This window comes from Lichenihabitans sp. Uapishka_5 (genome assembly GCF_033947565.1).
Lineage (GTDB): Bacteria > Pseudomonadota > Alphaproteobacteria > Rhizobiales > Beijerinckiaceae > Lichenihabitans.
This window is the reverse complement of sequence record NZ_JARPVX010000005.1, coordinates 118,069-133,723: the sequence shown is the minus strand read 5'-3', so window position 1 is coordinate 133,723 and position 15,655 is coordinate 118,069. Positions and strand designations below refer to the sequence as shown.

Sequence of the window (15,655 nt, the reverse complement as noted above, 5' to 3'; positions counted from 1 at the left end):
GGGCTCGCCCAGGCGGCCTGATGCCGTACCTCTCGATGGTGTTCACTGTCAGATTCGTCGCCCAGAAGCTCGGGGTCGACCAAGCGGTGGTCGAAGCTATCGCCGAGGACATGCGGACAAAGGACGGATGCCTGTCGGTCATAGACAGTGCCAATGAAGATGAGCCCTCGAACTACGCGTTCACCCCCGACGGCATCGGCTACGTTGGGGAAATGCTCGCTAAGCAAAACCGGCCATAATCAACCGCGGTCCTCACCGGAGGCATACGCCCGTCCCGAGGACGGCAATGCCGAAGCGCTCTGATCCCTGCGCACCTGTGACCGTGACACCCTCGGGTCAACCGCAAGGTCGCCACCCTTCGCCGAAGCGCAGCGCGAAGCCGGACAGGGGCGTGCAGCGCAGCACCGACTCGTGCGGGGGCGTGGCTGCCTGGTCCGCGACCTGGGTGCCCAGAGTCCAGCCGGTGGCTTCGTCGAGCTCGAAGACATGTCTGAGACAGCCGCCCGTCATGCCGTGGGGAATTGCCGCCGCGCCTTTAGCACCAACCCGATGCTACGCCGACGATCAAGGCACTGTCGAACACACCGTCATGGTGGTTAACTTGTCGTTGGCGTCGCCGTCGAGCAGGCAGTTGCCTCACCCGGCGCTACCCGAAGCGACAAGCCAAAGTGACGTGATCGGGGGCCATACGACGCTTCATGCCGTCAAGCTGCAGCAGGTCTGCGCTCATGCTACGACCTTTATCAGCCATGCCGCCTCGTTCGGCTTGTGCGGGGCGCGGCCGAGCTAGACCTCGGTCACCTTGGAGTCGTTGCGGACATTGGTCAACGAGGCCGTTGTCTATGAAGACGACGCGGTCCGACCCCTACGGCACGCTGGCCTTCCAAGTATGCGTCTGCAAATTCATGGACTGGAACAGGACCATACGGCACCGAACCATCGACTGGTCTGTTCATCTATATTGCTAGTAGATTTATAGGTTGACGCGGAACCGCGCGGGTGATTGATCCTCGTTTTGTCCAGTCCGACATGCGAACTGCCTCCCCGAGAGGCGCCCCTTACCGCTCGAATCCGGGGTTTGCCGTGACCGAGTGAGCATACCATCCGGCACTGCGCTACGCCGTATTTCTCAGGAGAAACAATGACGACCATGACCCGCCGCCAAGCCGCGACGCTGTTCGGGGCCGCGGCCCTCGCGGGCGCCGTTGGCCTCGACGCCCGGCTGAAGCCGGCGCGCGCCGCAAGCGGCACACTCGCCAAGATCAAGGCGCGCGGCAAGCTCATCGCCGGCATCGCCAACGAGCAGCCCTATGGCTTCATCGATCCCGCCGGCAAGCTGACAGGCGCCAATATCGATGTGCTGCGGGCCATCATGGCGCCGCTCGGCGTCACCGAGATCGAGGCGCCCATCGTCGATTTCGGGGCGCTGGTGCCGGGCCTTGCGGCCGACCGCTTCGACGTCATCGGTGCCGGGCTATTTATCCGGCCGGCGCGCTGCAAGGTGATCGGCTTCTCGAATCCTGTAACGCGCTCGGGCGGTGCCTTCGCGGTCAAGGCCGGCAACCCGCTGAAGCTGCACAGCCTCAAGGACGTCGCCGCCAACAAGGAGGCGCGCTTCGGCACGCAGACGGGTAGCAACCAGGTGCAGGAAGCCAAGGACGCCGGCATTCAGGCCAGCCAGATCAGCTTGTTCGACAAGGACAACGAGGCCTTGGCGGCGCTGCAGGCAGGCCGCCTCGACGTGATCTATTTCCCCGACGTCGAGATCGCCGGCCTGGTCAAGGCTGCCAATGACTCCGGGGTCGAGCGCGCGCTGCCGTTCGAGCAGATGCCCGGACCGGACGGCAAGCCGTTCTACAATTATCATGCCTACGGGTTGCCCAAGGGCGACGAGGAGTTCGCGGCGGCGTTCAACGGCGAGCTCGCGAAACTCCGCCAGTCGGGCCGGCTGCTCGAACTGTTGAAGCCCTATGGCTATACCGAGAACGAGCTTCCGCCACTTGACGCAACGGCCGCGCAGGCCTGCGCCGGCTGAGTTTCAGCGCTCCAGCACGGCACGCAGAAAGGCGCGGGTGCGCTCGCTCTGCGGCGCCGTGAAAAGCTGCGAGGGGGCAGCATCCTCGACGATGCGGCCCTTCTCCATGAACAACACGCGATCGGCGATCTCGCGCGCGAAGCCCATCTCGTGGGTGACGAGCAGCATGGTCATCCCGCTTTCGCGCGACAGGGTGCGGATCACGCCCAGCACCTCGCCGACGAGTTCGGGATCGAGCGCCGAGGTCACCTCGTCGAACAGCATTACCTGCGGCCGCATCGCGAGGGCGCGCGCGATGGCGACGCGCTGCTGCTGCCCGCCCGAGAGTTCCCGAGGATAGGACGCCTCCTTGCCGCCCAGCCCGACCTGGGCCAGCAGGTCGCGCGCCCGCGCCTCCGCGTCGCGTCGCGTTAAACCCAGCACGCGCGCCAGCGCCTCGGCTACGTTGCCGAGCGCCGTCATGTGCGGGAACAGGTTGAAGTGCTGGAATACCATGCCGACCATGTGGCTTCGCGCCGCCGGGCGCCGAGCGAACCAACTCGCCGAGCGTGGCGGCCTGAGAGGTTCGCCCGCGACTTCGATCGCGCCTGCCTGGAACGGCTCGAGACCCTTGATGAGGCGCAGGATCGTCGATTTGCCGGAGCCGCTCGGGCCGATGATGGCGAGGCGCTGGCCGGCCGGCACTTCCAGGCTCAAGCGGTCAAGGATCAGGGTATCGCCGTAGCGTTTTTCGACGTTGGCGAGGCGCAGGATGGGTGTTCGGGCGTCAGCCACGCAATCGGGTCTCCAGGGTGCGGAACAGCAGGGAGGCCGGCAGGCTCAAGGCCAGGAAGAGCGCGGCCAGGAGCGTATAAGGCTCGTTGTAGCGGTAGGTCATGCCGGCGACGCCTTTGGCGGCCTGCATCATCTCGGGCACGGTGATGACGGCGAGCAGCGGCGTGTCCTTGAACATGCCGATCAGATAATTGCCGAGCACCGGCAGCATCGGCGGGATCGCCTGCGGCAGGACGATGCGGCGCCAGGTGTCGCGCGCCGGCAGGTCAAGCGCCCGCGCGGCTTCCCATTGCCCGCGCGGCACAGACTCGATTCCGCTGCGATACACCTCCGACAAAAAGGCGCTGTAGTTGAGGCCGAGCGCCAGAATGCCGGTGGTGATCGGCGGCAGGGTGATGCCCCCAAGCGGCAGCACGAAGAACAGAAAGTAGAGCTGCACCAGGAGCGGCGTGTTACGCATGAATTCGATGAAAGCCGCACAGGCGAGACGCGTCACGGTTTGGGGCGAGCGGCGGCCAAGCGCCAGGGCGAGGCCGCCGGCGAGCGCCAGGAGGAAGCCGGCCGCCATGACCTCGAGCGTAACGGCGGCGCCGCGCAGAAGATCGGGCAGGATCTCCCACGCGAAAGCGAAGTCGAAGCTCATGGCTGTGTGACCGCGCCGCGGAAGCCACCAAGGCGGCGCTCCAGGCGCCGGCTGAGACGGCTGAGCGGGAAGGCCATGACGAAGTAGAGCGCGAGCACGAGGCTCCACACGAGACCCTTCTGCCCCGTTGCGGTCACCAGCTGGCTGCCCGCGAAGGTCAGATCCGTCAGGGTAATAAGCGACACGAGCGCTGTCGCCTTCAGCAGTTCCACGAGCTGGTTGGCGAAGGGCGGCATCATTAGCGGTAGAGCCTGCGGCAGCACGATGCGGTGCAGCGCCAGCCACGGCGGCATGTCGAGCGCCAGCGCCGCCTCCCATTGACGGCGCTCGACCGTGCCGATCGTGGTGCGCACCACCTCCGACGCATAGGCTGAGGCGTTGAGCCCAAGGCCGATGACGGCAGTGGCAAGCGGCGGCAGGGTAAGGCCGAACAAAGGCAGGATGTAGAAGAGGTAGAACAGTTGCACCAGCGCCGAGGTGCCGCGCAGGATCTCGACATAGGCGGTCGCGAGGCCGCGCAGCAGCCGGCTCGGCGCGAGCCGCAGGAGGCCGACCGCGAAGCCCATGCCGAGCGCCAGCACCGCCGCGAGCGCCGTGACCTCGAGCGTTACGAGCGCGCCGCGCAGCAGCAGGGGGAGAAGCGCCGGCAGGGTCATGGGCGAAACGTGGGATGGCTTGGCATGATGGCGCGTGGCCTCTATCAGTGTAGCGGCTTGGTAGACGATCGCGCTCCCAACCGCCAGCCATGCGCGGCAGCCTTTCGGCTTGTGACGGCGCGACCTTTGAAGGACGGCCTCATGTCATTCGTCGATCGGATCCGCGCTTCGCGGCTCATGGCCGCCGCCGGACTCGACGCGCTGGTGATCGCGGAACCCGAAGGCTTCAGCACGGTGACGGGCGCGTCGCAAGGCGTCGCGGGGTTGTTCCGGCGCGCCGGGGCGGGCTTCGCGGTGCTGCCGGCCGACCCGGCGCTGCCCATCGGCGCTGTGGTGGGCGACCTTTTCGCCGCAGCGGCGCGCGAGCGCGTGCCCGACGCGCGGTCGCATCCGCTGTGGATGGAGCAGGTCGACGTTTCGGGCTGGACGAACGGCCCGATCGAGAACCGCATCGCCGCGGCCTGGCGACGGGACGGCCGCGCCCCCGGCTTCGCGCGTCCCGCGACCTTCGACCTCGGCCTGGCGCTCGCGGCGCTGCGCGCCGTGCTGGACGAGCGTGGGCTCGCCCGGTCGCGGCTCGGCTTCGACCTCGACTATGTGGCGGCGAGCGATGCCGCCGTCATCGCGGCGGCCCTGCCGGAAGCTCGCGTGCTCAACGGCTCCCCCGCCTTCGACCGGCTCCGCATGGTGAAGACGCCCGCCGAGATCGCGAAGCTCAGGCTCGGAGCGGAACTCGCCGAGGCTGGCCTCCGCCGCATGGCCACGACGGTCGCGGCGGGGCAGACGGCCGCGGACCTCCACGCGACCTTCCGGGCCGGGGTCGAGGCGGACGCCTCGCGGCGCGGCGTCCCGGCGCCGCCTTCCTGGGACTATATCGCCATCGGGCCTGACCCCTGGCGACCGGGCGGGCGCGTGGCGCCGGGCACGGTTATCAAGGCCGACGTCGGCTGCGTGGTCGACGGCTATTCGTCGGACACCTCCCGCAACTACGTCTTCGCCGCGCCCACGCCCGACCAGGCGCGGCTGCACGGCATCATCGAGGCGGCCTTCGACACAGGTTTCGCGGCCATCCGGCCGGGCGCGACGCTCGGTGACGTACATCGGATAACCACTGCGGCGCTTGAGGGCGCCGGCCTCGCGGGCTTCAGCCGCGGGCACTTCGGCCACGGGCTTGGCCATTCATTCTTCTCGGAGCAATGGCCGTTCATCACCGCCGGCAGTGACATCGTGATCGAGCCCGACATGGTGCTGGCCTTCGAGGTGCCGCTCTACGCCACTGGCATCGGCGGCTTCAACCTCGAGGATCAGCTGATCGTGACGGAGGACGGCGCGCGAAGCATGAACACCTTGCCGCGCACGCTCGCCATCCTGGGAGCCTGACCATGAACCTACGCGCCCTTGGCCGCGACGGCACGCTTACCTGGGGCATGCTGCACTTCGCGGCGCCCGGCCTGGAGTCGCTGGAACTGCCCGTCTTCGAGATCTCCGCGGGGCAGCCCGGGCCGCGGCTCGCCGTGATGGCCGGCATGCACCCGAACGAGGTGTCGAGCATGGAGGCGGCGCTCCGCCTCAAGGACGCCTTCACAAATACGCTCGACCGGGGTTCGGTGACGATCCTGCCGGTGGTGAACATGCCTGGGCTCGCGAGCCATGCCGAGTTCGTCTGCCCGGTCGACGGGCGCAACATCAACTTCTGCTTCCCTGGCGACCCGCATGGAAGCTTCAGCGAGGTGCTGGCCCATGCGCTGCTGCACGAATGGGCAGCTAACGCCGATGTGCTGGTCGATCTGCACGGCGGCGACCTACGCGAAGACGTGGCCAAATTCGTGATGTGCCAGATGACGGGGATTGCTGATTTCGACGACCGTACCCGCACCTTCGCGCACGGCTTCGATGCCGACGTCGTGGTCGAGTTTGCGGCTGGACAGACCAGCAACCGTGGCCGTGCCGCGAATGAGCGTCCCGGGCTTGGCCGCCACGCCGTGATGTCGGAAGCCGGCCGCAACGGCCTGCTGGAGGAGGATTGCGTCGCCTTCCATACCCAGGGCGTGCTGAACATCGCACGGCACCTCGGCCTCATCGGCGGTCCGCTTCAGCGGGGCAACAGGGCCCGGCGCGTGCTCGGCAACTTTCTTAAGGTGGCGGCACCGGCGGCGGGCCGCTTCTACCGCGAAGTTGCGGTCGGGGACCAGGTGGAGAAGGGCCAGCGCCTCGCCCGGCTCCGGAATCTCTTCGGCGTGCCTCTGGCTGAGATCCGGGCCCCGCTCTCCGGACGCATCATCATGATGGTCACGCACAACATCGTCGCGGAAGACGAGTGGGTGATCAGCCTGGGCGAGGTGATCCGGGAGTGAGAGAAGGTCTGCGGCGCGGCCATCAGGCGCCGCGCCGCTCACGCCGGGTCGGCCCGATCCGCCAGGAAGGCGTCGTCGACCGGCACGCCGAGCGCCGTCACGAGCCGGTTGGTTTCGGCCGCCATGCCGATGATCGCGACGAGTTCGGCGTGTTCGGCCTCCGTCATGCCCTTGGCCCGCGCGGCCGCCGTGTGGGAGTGGATGCAATAGCTGCAGCCATGCGCGACCGAGACGGCGATGTAGAGCATCTCCTTCACCTTCGGATCGAGCGCGCCGGGCGCCATCACGGCCTGGGCGCTTTCCCACGTGCGCTTCAAGGTCTTCGGATCATGGGCGAGCGCCCGCCAGAAATTGTTGACGAAGTCGGTCCCGCGCTTGGCCCGGATGTCGTCGAAGACGGCCCGGGCCTCAGGCGACAGTTGATGATCCTGCAGCAGCGTCACGGTCGCCATCGGCTCGGTCTCCTCGGTTCAAGCGGTAATGCCTGACATGGGGCGTCGATCCGGCTGTGCGGTGCCCCTTACTTGGCGTCGATAAAGTTCAGCACGGCCGCGTTGAACAGGTCAGGGTTCTGCAGGAAGGCGAAATGGCTGGCATTGGGCAGGATCAGCAGGCCCGCACCGGGGATCGTGGCCGCAATCGTTTCCGTATGCTCGCGCTTGATAGCCTCGTCATGGTCGCCATCGACAACGAGGATGGGCGTCGTGATGGCGCGCAGCTGCGCATCGGTCCAATTCGGCTGACTCGCCCACATGTGGCTGATCTGCTCGACGAAGGCGTCGTAATCCTTGGGCGTTGGCGACAGCCGGCCATATTCCTCCCCGGCGCGCGTGATGAAGGCCGCGAAGGTCGGGTTCTTCTCGACGCCGTCCTTCACGCCGGACGTAACTGTGTTGGCCGCGAAAGCGAAGACGCGGCGGACACGGTCGGGATGGCGCAGGGCGAGGTCGATGCCGATGATGCCGCCGTCGCTCCAGCCGACCACGTCGGCCGTCAGGATCTTTAATACATCGAGCAGGCCCACGACGTCGTCGGCCATCAGGTCATAGCCGTAGGGCCGGGCGTCGCGCGTGCTCCGGCCATGCCCGCGGCTGTCGACGAGGATCACGCGGTGATGCGGCGCCAAGGCTTGTACCTGATGGCCCCAATAGTCCGAGTTCGACAAGCCGCCGTGGAGAAGCACCACGGGCGGCCCGTCCCCGATCGCGGCGTAGAACAGCCTGATGCCGTTGACCTCGGCATAGCCCGTCGTTTCGCCCGCGACCGGCGCCGGCGTGGGCGGCAGGGTTTCCCAGCGTTCCGCCGCTGCGCCGGCCTGAATCGAGGCTGCGAGGAAGAGTGCGGGTAGCAAGCGTTTCATCATGTTTTCTCAACAGATGGCGATCGTTGCACGGTGTCGCCGGCTCGCCGTACCCGGTCCGATCCAGGCGTCGACATCAGTTCTTCAGGTTGGCGACCGATCTCCCGGGACACCCGTAGCGTCACCTAAGCTCCCGGGCAAATAGAACATAAAATAAGTAGACAATAGGTATGGGATCGGCTCTTTTGGAGCGAACCACGCTGCGGCGCACAATGGCGCCGCGGTCGGGTTCGGAGATCCCATGACCAGGCAGATCCGGTTCAACGCCTTCGACATGAATTGCGTCGGGCACCAGTCGCCGGGGCTGTGGGCCCATCCGCGCGACCGCTCCTGGCAGTACAAGGACCTCGAATACTGGACGGGGCTCGCGCAGACTTTGGAGCGTGGCGTCTTCGATGGCATCTTCATCGCCGACGTACTGGGCGTCTACGACGTCTACAAGGGCAATGCGAATGAGGCCATCCGGCAGGGCGCGCAGATCCCGGTCAACGACCCGCTGCAGCTCGTGCCCGCCATGGCGGTGGTGACCGAGCACCTCGGCTTCGGCATCACGGCCTCGATCTCCTTCGAGCACCCTTATCCCTTCGCCCGCCGCATGTCGACGATCGACCACCTGACCAAAGGGCGGGTCGGCTGGAACATCGTCACCTCCTACCTCGACAGCGGCGCCCGCAACCTCGGCCAGTCCACCCAGGTGGCCCACAACGACCGCTACGACGTCGCCGACGAATATCTCGAAGTGCTCTACAAGCTCTGGGAAGGCTCATGGGAAGACGGGGCCGTGGTGCGCGATCGCGCGGCGCGCATCTTCGCCCATCCCGAGAAGGTGCACGAGATCGGGCACCAGGGCCGCTTCTTCCAGGTGCCGGGCTTCCACCTCGCCGAGCCGTCGCCGCAGCGCAGCGTGGTGATCTACCAGGCCGGCGCCTCGAGCCGCGGCAAGGCCTTCGCGGCCGAGCACGCCGAATGCGTCTTCGTGGCCGCCCCCACGAAACCCATCTTGAAGGCCTATGTGGCCGACGTCCGACGCCGCGCCGCGCCGCGGCGGCCGGGCGCGATCCGAAGAAGCTCTTCGTCTACACGCTGCTCACCGTCATCGTCGATGAAACGGACGAGAAGGCGCGCGCCAAGTTCGAAGACTACCAGCGCTATGTCAGCTACGACGGCTCGCTCGTCTTCATGTCGGGCTGGACCGGCATCGACTTCGGCCAATACGCGCCGACAGACCTCATCAAGAAGGTCGAAACCAACGCCATCATCTCGGCCGTCGAGGCAATCACGGAGGGCGATCCCGACAAGAAGTGGACCGTCGAAGAACTCGCCAAATTCGGCGGCATCGGTGGCATGGGGCCGGTGATCGTGGGCTCAGCCGCGACCGTCGCCGACATCCTGCAGGACTGGGTGGCCGAAACCGACGTCGATGGCTTCAACCTCGCCTATGCGGTCACCCCCGAGACCTTCGAGGACGTGGTCGTGCATCTCGTGCCTGAGCTGCAGAAGCGGGGTGTTTACCCGAAGACCTACCAACCCGGCACGCTGCGTGAGAAGCTTTTCGGCGAAGGTCCGTTTCTGCCCGCCACCCATCCCGCAGCGCGCTACCGCGACATCGAACGCGTTAAGCGCGAGACCGCGGCGGCGGCCCGGCCGACGGCGGCGTGAGCGCGACACCATGAGCGCGGCGCCACCCCTCCTCGACGTCCGCAACGTGTCGCTCGCCTTCAAGGGCGTGAAGGCGCTGACCGATCTCAGCTTCGCGGTGCCGCGCGGCGAGATCTGCGCCCTGATCGGCCCGAACGGCGCCGGCAAGAGCTCGCTCTTGAACGTTATCAACGGCGTTTACCGCGCCGATGCGGGCGAGATCACCATCGACGGGGAGCCTTTCCATCGACCGACCCCGATGGGCGCGGCGCGGCGCGGCGTCGGCCGCACGTTTCAGAACAACGCGTTGTTCCGGCGCATGAGCGTGCTCGACAACGTGCTGACCGGGCTATCGACTGCGACGTCACCGAGATCATCGAGCGCCACAGCCACGCCATCGTGCTCGGCGCCGTCCGGGACGTGCGCGGCCATGACGGCACTGGCGCGGGGCTCGTCTACGGCCACGGCCGCTTCGGCAGACTTAACCTTCTTTAAGGGCGTTCTCATGCCATCCACATCTACGCCCGATTTTGAACGCCAACCTAAGGCGCACCGCATCACCTCCGATGCCGAGGCGATCGCCGTCGCGCGCGACCTCGCGGCCGTGTTTGCCACGGGCGCAGCCGACCGCGACCGTGAACGTCGGCTGCCGGTCGCCGAACTCGAGCGCTTTTCAGCATCGGGCCTGTGGGGCATCACGGTTCCGAAAGGTTACGGCGGCGCAGGCGTGAGCTACGCCACCCTGGCGGAGGTGATTGCAACTGTGTCGGCCGCCGATCCTTCGCTCGGCCAGATCCCGCAAAACCACCTCGCGGCGCTCGATGCTATCCGAGTCAGCGGCAGCGAGGCCCAGAAGGTGCTCTGGTTCGGCCGCGTGCTGGAGGGCGACCGGCTCGGCAACGCCTTCTCGGAAAAGAACAGCCGGCACGTCGGCGCCTTCGAGACGACGCTGCGCGCTTCGGGCGAGGGTTACGTGGTCAGCGGCGACAAGTTCTACGCGACGGGCGCGTTGTTCGCCCACTTCGTCCACATCGGCGCCGTCGACGAGGCGAACCGCGTCCACCTCGCCATCGCGGATCGCGACGCGCCGGGGCTGACGGTCGTGGACAGCTGGTCGGGCTTTGGGCAACGCACTACGGCAAGCGGCAACGTTGCGCTGCGCGACGTGCGGGTCGGCCCGGAGGCCGTGATCCCGGCCTGGAAAGGCGGCGAGCAGCCGTCATCGAATGGCGCCGTATCCCAGCTGATCCAGGCCGCGGTCGACTTAGGCATCGCGCAGGGCGCCTTCGCGGAAACGATCGGCTTCGTGCGGACGCGCTCCCGGCCCTGGATCGACAGTGGGCAGGAGCACGCCTTCGACGACGTCTTCACCATTCATGGGATTGGTGATCTTGCGGTCAGGCTCCACGCCGCCGAGGCCATGCTGGCCCGCGCGGGCCATGCGGTCGATGCCATTCTCGACGACCCAACCGAGGCGGCGGTGGCCGAGACGGCCGTTTCAGTGGCCAAAGCCAAGGTGTTGACCACCGAGATCGCGATCCTCGCGGCCAACAAGCTTCACGAACTCGCCGGCACCCGCTCCGTGCTCATGGCCGACAACCTAGACCGCCATTGGCGCAACGCCCGCACCCACACGCTGCATGATCCCGTGCGCTGGAAATACTTCCACGTCGGCAATCACGCGCTCAACGGCGTCGCGCCGCCGCGCCACGCCTGGAGCTGATCCGCTCCTCCCCGTTCTCCCCGGTTCAAGCAGAATGCCCATGTCTACGGCCTTCACCCAGAAGCTCGATCCCGAGTCGGTCGCCTTCGATCCGCCGCCGGTGCGGTCGCGGCCGGCGTACCGCATTCGCGACGACGCCGAAGCCCTGGCGGTTGCTCGCGAGGTCGCGGCGGAGCTGGCGCTGGGCGCCGTTCGGCGCGACCGGGAGCGCATCCTACCTTACGAGGAACTCGAACGGATCTCGGACACCGGCCTCCTGGCCATCACGGTGCCGGCCGAGTTTGGCGGAGCGGGTGTGAGCGCCGGCACAGTCGCCCGCGTGATCGCCACGCTCGCGGGCGCCGACGGCTCGCTTGGCCAGATCCCGCAGAACCACTTTTTCCTGCTTGAAGGGCTGCGCCTGTCGGGTACGGAGGCACAGAAGCGCTTCTTCTACAACCGCATCCTGGCGGGCGAGCGCATCTTCAATGCCCTGTCCGAGCGCGGTACTAAGACCGCGCAGGATCATGTAACGCGTCTGACGCGAGCGGGCGATGGCTTCGCGTTGAACGGCCGCAAGTTCTACTCGACCGGTGTGCTCTTCGCCCATTGGATCGGCGTGGTGGCCAACGACGACGCGGGCGAAAGCACGCTCTCCTTTGTGCCCGCGACGGCGCCTGGCGTGACGGTGATCGACGACTGGACGGGCTTCGGGCAGCGCACCACGGGCTCAGGCACCACGGTCCTCGACGATGTGGCGGTCGCGCCGTTCTCGGTGATCCCGTTCAAGCGCATCTTCGACGTGCCGACCGGCATGGGTCCGTTCGCCCAAATAATGCACGCCGCCGTTGAGCAGGGCATCGCAGAGGCGGCGCTCGCCACCGCAATCCACTTCGTCCGCCACCACACCCGGCCCTGGAAGGAGAGCGGCGTCGACCGTGCGTCCGACGATCCCTACATCGTTTCCGCCGTGGGCGAGATGAGCATTCGTACCGATGCAGCGGGCGCGCTACTCGAACGGGCCGGCGGCTTCGTCGACGCGGCCCGGGCGGCGCCCGACGAAGGCAACGTCGCGGCCGCTTCGGTCGCCGTGGCCGAGGCCAAGGTGGCCACCACCGAGGCGGCGCTCTTCGCGTCCACCAAGCTCATCGAGCTCGCCGGATCGAGCGCCACGCTGCAGGAGCACGGGCTCGACCGCTTCTGGCGCAACGCCCGCACCCACACGGTGCACGATCCTGTGCGCTGGAAATACAAGGTCATCGGCGATTACTGGCTGAACGGCCGCAATCCGCCCCGCCACGGCGCGATCTGAGGGCGCCGCCATGGTCTGCGAGATCCGTCTCAACGCCTTCGACCTGAACTGCGTGGTGCACCAGTCGGCCGGGCCAACGAGGCGCTGGAAAACGGCGAGTTCGAGGCCAACGCTTGCCAGCACAAGCCCTCAGTATGGCGGACGCAATCGCGAGGCCGGGTACCCGCGCGACCCTTGGGGTCCGCGACCTCGATCGTCATTGGCGCAACGCCCGCATCCACACGCTGCATGAACCAGTGCGCTGGAAATACGCGATCCTGGGCAATTATGCGCTGAACGACGTCAACCCGCCGTTGCACGCCTGGAGCTGATCCCGGGCCGCAGCCAGCCCTGCTTCTCTTTCCTCAAAGGAACGTTTCATGTCTGAACACAGCTATCGCGTGATCGAAGTCGTCGGCTCCTCGCCGACGAGCGCGGACGAGGCCATCAGCAACGCCGTCGCGGATGCGGCCAAGACCCTGCGCCATATCGGCTGGTTCCAGGTGGTTGAAACTCGCGGCCATGTGACCGACGGCCGGGTCGCGCATTTCCAGGTCACGCTCAAGATCGGCTTCACGCTCGACGACCGCGGCGCCGAATAGTGTTGACTGACGGTGTGCCTGATGCCGCGGCGCGGGAGGCGGCCCTGTCGGAACGGCTGTCCGCCGCGCCGCTGCTGACCCTCGCGGGCGTCGCCAAGACCTTCGGCGCTACGGTGGCGCTCCAGGGCGTGGATCTTCGCATCGCGGCGGGCGAGATCCTCGCCCTGATGGGCGCGAACGGGGCTGGCAAGTCCACGCTGGTGTCGATCCTCGGCGGAGCGACGCGGCCCGACCAAGGGACGATGCGCCTCGGCGGCGAAAGCTTCGCACCCGTGACGCCGGCCGACAGCCGGCGGGCCGGGATAGCGATCGTGCATCAGGCGACCGACAGGGCCGGGTGCCCCGGCCTCACGGTCGCGGATGCGCTCGTGCTTGATCGGTTCGCCGATGCGCGCTTCCCCTTGTTCCTGTCGCGGCGCAGCGTCCGCCGCGAAGCCGCGTCCGTGTTGCGGCAGGCCGGGTTCGACCTGCAGCTCGATCTCGACTTCGGCGATCTTAAACCTGCCGAGCGGCAGTTGCTCGCGATCGCCCGGGCCGTGTCGGCCCAGGCCCGGCTGCTCGTCCTCGACGAGCCGACCGCAAGCCTGTCGAGCCACGAAGCCGGACGACTGTTCGACATCATCGAGGACCTCCGGGGGCGCGGGCTTGCCATCGTCTACATCTCGCATCGGCTCGGGGACCTGAAACGCCTCGCCGATCGGGTCGTGGTGCTGCGCGGCGGCCGAGTAGCCGACGCGCAGGCGGCACCCATCGATTTCGAGCGCGCCGTCACGGCCATGATCGGGCGCCCTTTGGCGGCGGCACATGCCGAGGCCAGGGCCATCGCCGGCGATGTGGTTCTCGATGTCGCAGGGCTCCACCTCGGCGGCGATGCCGCGCCGATTGATTTCCAAGTTCGGCAGGGCGAGGTGGTGGCCCTGACGGGGCCGCTCGGGGTCGGCAAGAGCCGGCTACTGTCGACACTGTTCGGCGTTCACGCGCCCGCCGCCGGAACGATGCGGCTCGGCGGCCGGTCGTATTGGCCGCGCGATCCGGCAGGCGCCATCGCGGCGGGCGTCGCCATGGCGGCGGAAGATCGCCACCGCACCTCCTTCGTGCCGTCCGACTGGCCCGGCGGAACCGTGGCGGGAACGGTCGGCCTGCCCCACCTGGGGCGCTGGTACCCGCACGGGTTCCTGGTCGGAGACCGTGAAAGCAAGGCGGCGCAGGACGGTATTGAACGGTTGAACATCCGCGCCTCCGGGCCGCAAGCACGGCTCGACACGCTGTCGGGCGGCAACCAGCAGAAGACCATCCTGGCGCGCTGGCAGGCCGAGCCGATGCGCCTGCTGCTGCTCGACGAACCCTTCCAGGGCGTCGATGTGGGCGCCCGCGCCGACATCGTGGCCGCGATCCGGGCCGACCGCGGCGTGGCTACCCTGATCGCGACGAGCGATCCCGAAGAGGCGCTCGAGGTCGCCGACCGCATTTTCGTCATGGATCGCGCTGGGCTCAGCCCCGTGACCAAAGCCCATCACGCGAGCCTTCGATGACAGCCTCCTCCCAGACCAGCGTGCAAATTCCTCAAGCGACCGGGACCTGGCGCACCATGGGGTCCGACCTCGCCCGGGGCAGCGCGATCTTCCTGCTACTTGCCGCCATGCTGGTGGGGTTCGGCACGGCCGAGCCGGCGTTTCTCGGCCTCGCCAACGCCATGAGCGTGCTCCAGGCCGTCTCGGTTACGGCGATCCTGGCGACCGGCATCACGGTGACGTTGGCGGTCGGCGGTTTCGATCTCTCGATCGGCGCCGTGGCGGCCGCAAGCGTGATGGTGGCGAGCTACGCCATGGTGGTGTGGCACCAGCCTGTCTGGACCACGGTGCCGATCGTCTTCGCCTTTGGGGTTGTGGTCGGCCTGCTCAATGCGGCGCTCATCCTGTGGCTGCGCGTCCCCGACCTGCTGGCGACACTGGCCGTGAACTTCCTGCTGACCGGGTTGCAGCTCATCCCCACGGCAGGAAGGTCCATTGCCACGGGCCTTATCCTTCCCGACGGCACGGCAGCGACGGGCCGGTTCGATCCCGCCTTCCTGGCCATCGGACGCGGCCGGCTCTTCGGCATCCTGCCGGTCCCTGTTGTGCTGATGATCGTCGTGGCACTGGCTCTGCACGTGCTTACCGAGCACACCCGCATCGGCCGCCTGCTGTTCGCGACGGGCGGCAATGCGGTCGCGGCCCGGTTGGCCGGGGCGCCGACTGGTCGCCTCAAGGCGCTGGCCTACCTGGTCTCGGGCGGGCTCGCGGCGCTTGGCGGCATCGCTGTCGCCGCGCGGGTTGGGCGCGGCGACGTTTCATCGGGCGCATCGCTGCTGCTCGACGCGGTGGCGGCGGCGCTGATCGGCTTTGCGGTGCTGAACCGGCGGCGTCCCAACGTCTTCGGCGCCGTCGTCGGCGCCATCTTCGTCGGCTTCCTGCTTAACGGGCTGACGATGCTGAACGCGCCTTACTACACCCAGGATTTCGTCAAGGGTGCGGTCTTGGTCGGGGCCCTGGCCCTCACATTCGGCTTCGCCCGGCGCGCCTGAGGCGCATGCCGCGCTTGCCATTCAATCCCAAACCAAA

The 15,655-nt window shown here is 67.5% G+C and carries 15 protein-coding genes and 2 pseudogenes; 12 read left to right on the top strand and 5 right to left on the bottom strand.

Annotation, left to right across the window (positions count from 1 at the left end):
* On the top strand, positions 1-239 hold a 239-nt coding region (locus tag P7D22_RS03985), incomplete at its 5' end, for a hypothetical protein (protein ID WP_319932912.1).
* Positions 240-1,141: 902 nt separating this feature from the next.
* A complete protein-coding gene (gene ehuB / locus P7D22_RS03980; RefSeq protein ID WP_319932911.1) occupies positions 1,142-2,035 on the top strand; it encodes an ectoine/hydroxyectoine ABC transporter substrate-binding protein EhuB in 894 nt (297 codons plus the stop codon).
* A 3-nt stretch (positions 2,036-2,038) separates the two neighbouring features.
* Here the strand turns inward: ehuB and P7D22_RS03975 are convergent, their stop codons facing one another.
* Genes P7D22_RS03975 through ehuC form a run of 3 tightly spaced genes read right to left on the bottom strand, consistent with a single transcriptional unit; the run spans position 2,039 to position 4,108 of the window.
* Positions 2,039-2,809 (bottom strand): amino acid ABC transporter ATP-binding protein, encoded by a 771-nt coding sequence (locus P7D22_RS03975; protein WP_319932910.1) that lies wholly within the window; start codon positions 2,807-2,809, stop codon positions 2,039-2,041.
* Positions 2,802-3,452, bottom strand: coding sequence for an ectoine/hydroxyectoine ABC transporter permease subunit EhuD (gene ehuD, locus P7D22_RS03970; RefSeq protein ID WP_319932909.1), 651 nt, complete (start codon positions 3,450-3,452; stop codon positions 2,802-2,804). Before ehuD ends, P7D22_RS03975 begins: the two co-directional genes overlap by 8 nt.
* Complete coding sequence (ehuC, locus tag P7D22_RS03965; protein ID WP_319932908.1) at positions 3,449-4,108, bottom strand: ectoine/hydroxyectoine ABC transporter permease subunit EhuC; 660 nt, start codon at positions 4,106-4,108, stop codon at positions 3,449-3,451. The genes ehuD and ehuC overlap by 4 nt, the downstream gene beginning before the upstream one ends.
* A 141-nt stretch (positions 4,109-4,249) precedes the next feature.
* Between ehuC and P7D22_RS03960 the strand changes: the two genes are divergently transcribed.
* Together P7D22_RS03960 and P7D22_RS03955 are read left to right on the top strand one after the other, a co-directional pair.
* Positions 4,250-5,488, top strand: coding sequence for a Xaa-Pro peptidase family protein (locus P7D22_RS03960; protein WP_319932907.1), 1,239 nt, complete (start codon positions 4,250-4,252; stop codon positions 5,486-5,488).
* Between the two features lie 47 nt (positions 5,489-5,535).
* Positions 5,536-6,462 carry a succinylglutamate desuccinylase/aspartoacylase family protein gene (locus P7D22_RS03955; RefSeq protein ID WP_319932906.1) on the top strand — a complete coding sequence of 309 codons (927 nt, stop codon included), beginning with the start codon at positions 5,536-5,538 and terminating at the stop codon, positions 6,460-6,462.
* A gap of 38 nt (positions 6,463-6,500) precedes the next feature.
* Here the strand turns inward: P7D22_RS03955 and P7D22_RS03950 are convergent, their stop codons facing one another.
* Both P7D22_RS03950 and P7D22_RS03945 read right to left on the bottom strand, forming a co-directional pair.
* Positions 6,501-6,914: a carboxymuconolactone decarboxylase family protein gene (locus P7D22_RS03950; RefSeq protein WP_319932905.1), complete on the bottom strand. Its 414-nt coding sequence runs from the start codon at positions 6,912-6,914 to the stop codon at positions 6,501-6,503.
* 68 nt (positions 6,915-6,982) lie between these two features.
* Positions 6,983-7,822, bottom strand: coding sequence for an alpha/beta fold hydrolase (locus P7D22_RS03945; protein ID WP_319932920.1), 840 nt, complete (start codon positions 7,820-7,822; stop codon positions 6,983-6,985).
* A gap of 241 nt (positions 7,823-8,063) precedes the next feature.
* Here P7D22_RS03945 and P7D22_RS03940 point away from each other — a divergent pair, with 241 nt between their 5' ends.
* The 8 genes and pseudogenes from P7D22_RS03940 to P7D22_RS03905 all read left to right on the top strand — a co-directional run bounded on the left by P7D22_RS03940 (position 8,064) and on the right by P7D22_RS03905 (position 15,618).
* Positions 8,064-9,179, top strand: coding sequence for an NtaA/DmoA family FMN-dependent monooxygenase (locus P7D22_RS03940; RefSeq protein ID WP_442916023.1), 1,116 nt, complete (start codon positions 8,064-8,066; stop codon positions 9,177-9,179).
* Positions 9,180-9,242: 63 nt separating this feature from the next.
* Positions 9,243-9,782: pseudogene (locus P7D22_RS23415) on the top strand (ATP-binding cassette domain-containing protein); the annotation flags it as partial.
* 183 nt (positions 9,783-9,965) lie between these two features.
* Positions 9,966-11,183 carry an SfnB family sulfur acquisition oxidoreductase gene (locus P7D22_RS03930; protein ID WP_319932919.1) on the top strand — a complete coding sequence of 406 codons (1,218 nt, stop codon included), beginning with the start codon at positions 9,966-9,968 and terminating at the stop codon, positions 11,181-11,183.
* A gap of 40 nt (positions 11,184-11,223) precedes the next feature.
* Complete coding sequence (locus P7D22_RS03925; protein ID WP_319932904.1) at positions 11,224-12,474, top strand: SfnB family sulfur acquisition oxidoreductase; 1,251 nt, start codon at positions 11,224-11,226, stop codon at positions 12,472-12,474.
* A 158-nt stretch (positions 12,475-12,632) separates the two neighbouring features.
* Positions 12,633-12,785: pseudogene (locus tag P7D22_RS03920) on the top strand (SfnB family sulfur acquisition oxidoreductase); the annotation flags it as partial.
* Between the two features lie 48 nt (positions 12,786-12,833).
* On the top strand, positions 12,834-13,055 hold the full coding sequence (locus P7D22_RS03915; protein WP_319932903.1) for a dodecin: 222 nt from the start codon (positions 12,834-12,836) through the stop codon (positions 13,053-13,055).
* A 56-nt stretch (positions 13,056-13,111) separates the two neighbouring features.
* Positions 13,112-14,587 (top strand): sugar ABC transporter ATP-binding protein, encoded by a 1,476-nt coding sequence (locus P7D22_RS03910; protein WP_319932918.1) that lies wholly within the window; start codon positions 13,112-13,114, stop codon positions 14,585-14,587.
* 56 nt (positions 14,588-14,643) lie between these two features.
* A complete protein-coding gene (locus P7D22_RS03905) occupies positions 14,644-15,618 on the top strand; it encodes an ABC transporter permease (RefSeq protein WP_319932917.1) in 975 nt (324 codons plus the stop codon).
* The last annotated feature ends 37 nt before the right edge of the window (positions 15,619-15,655 follow it).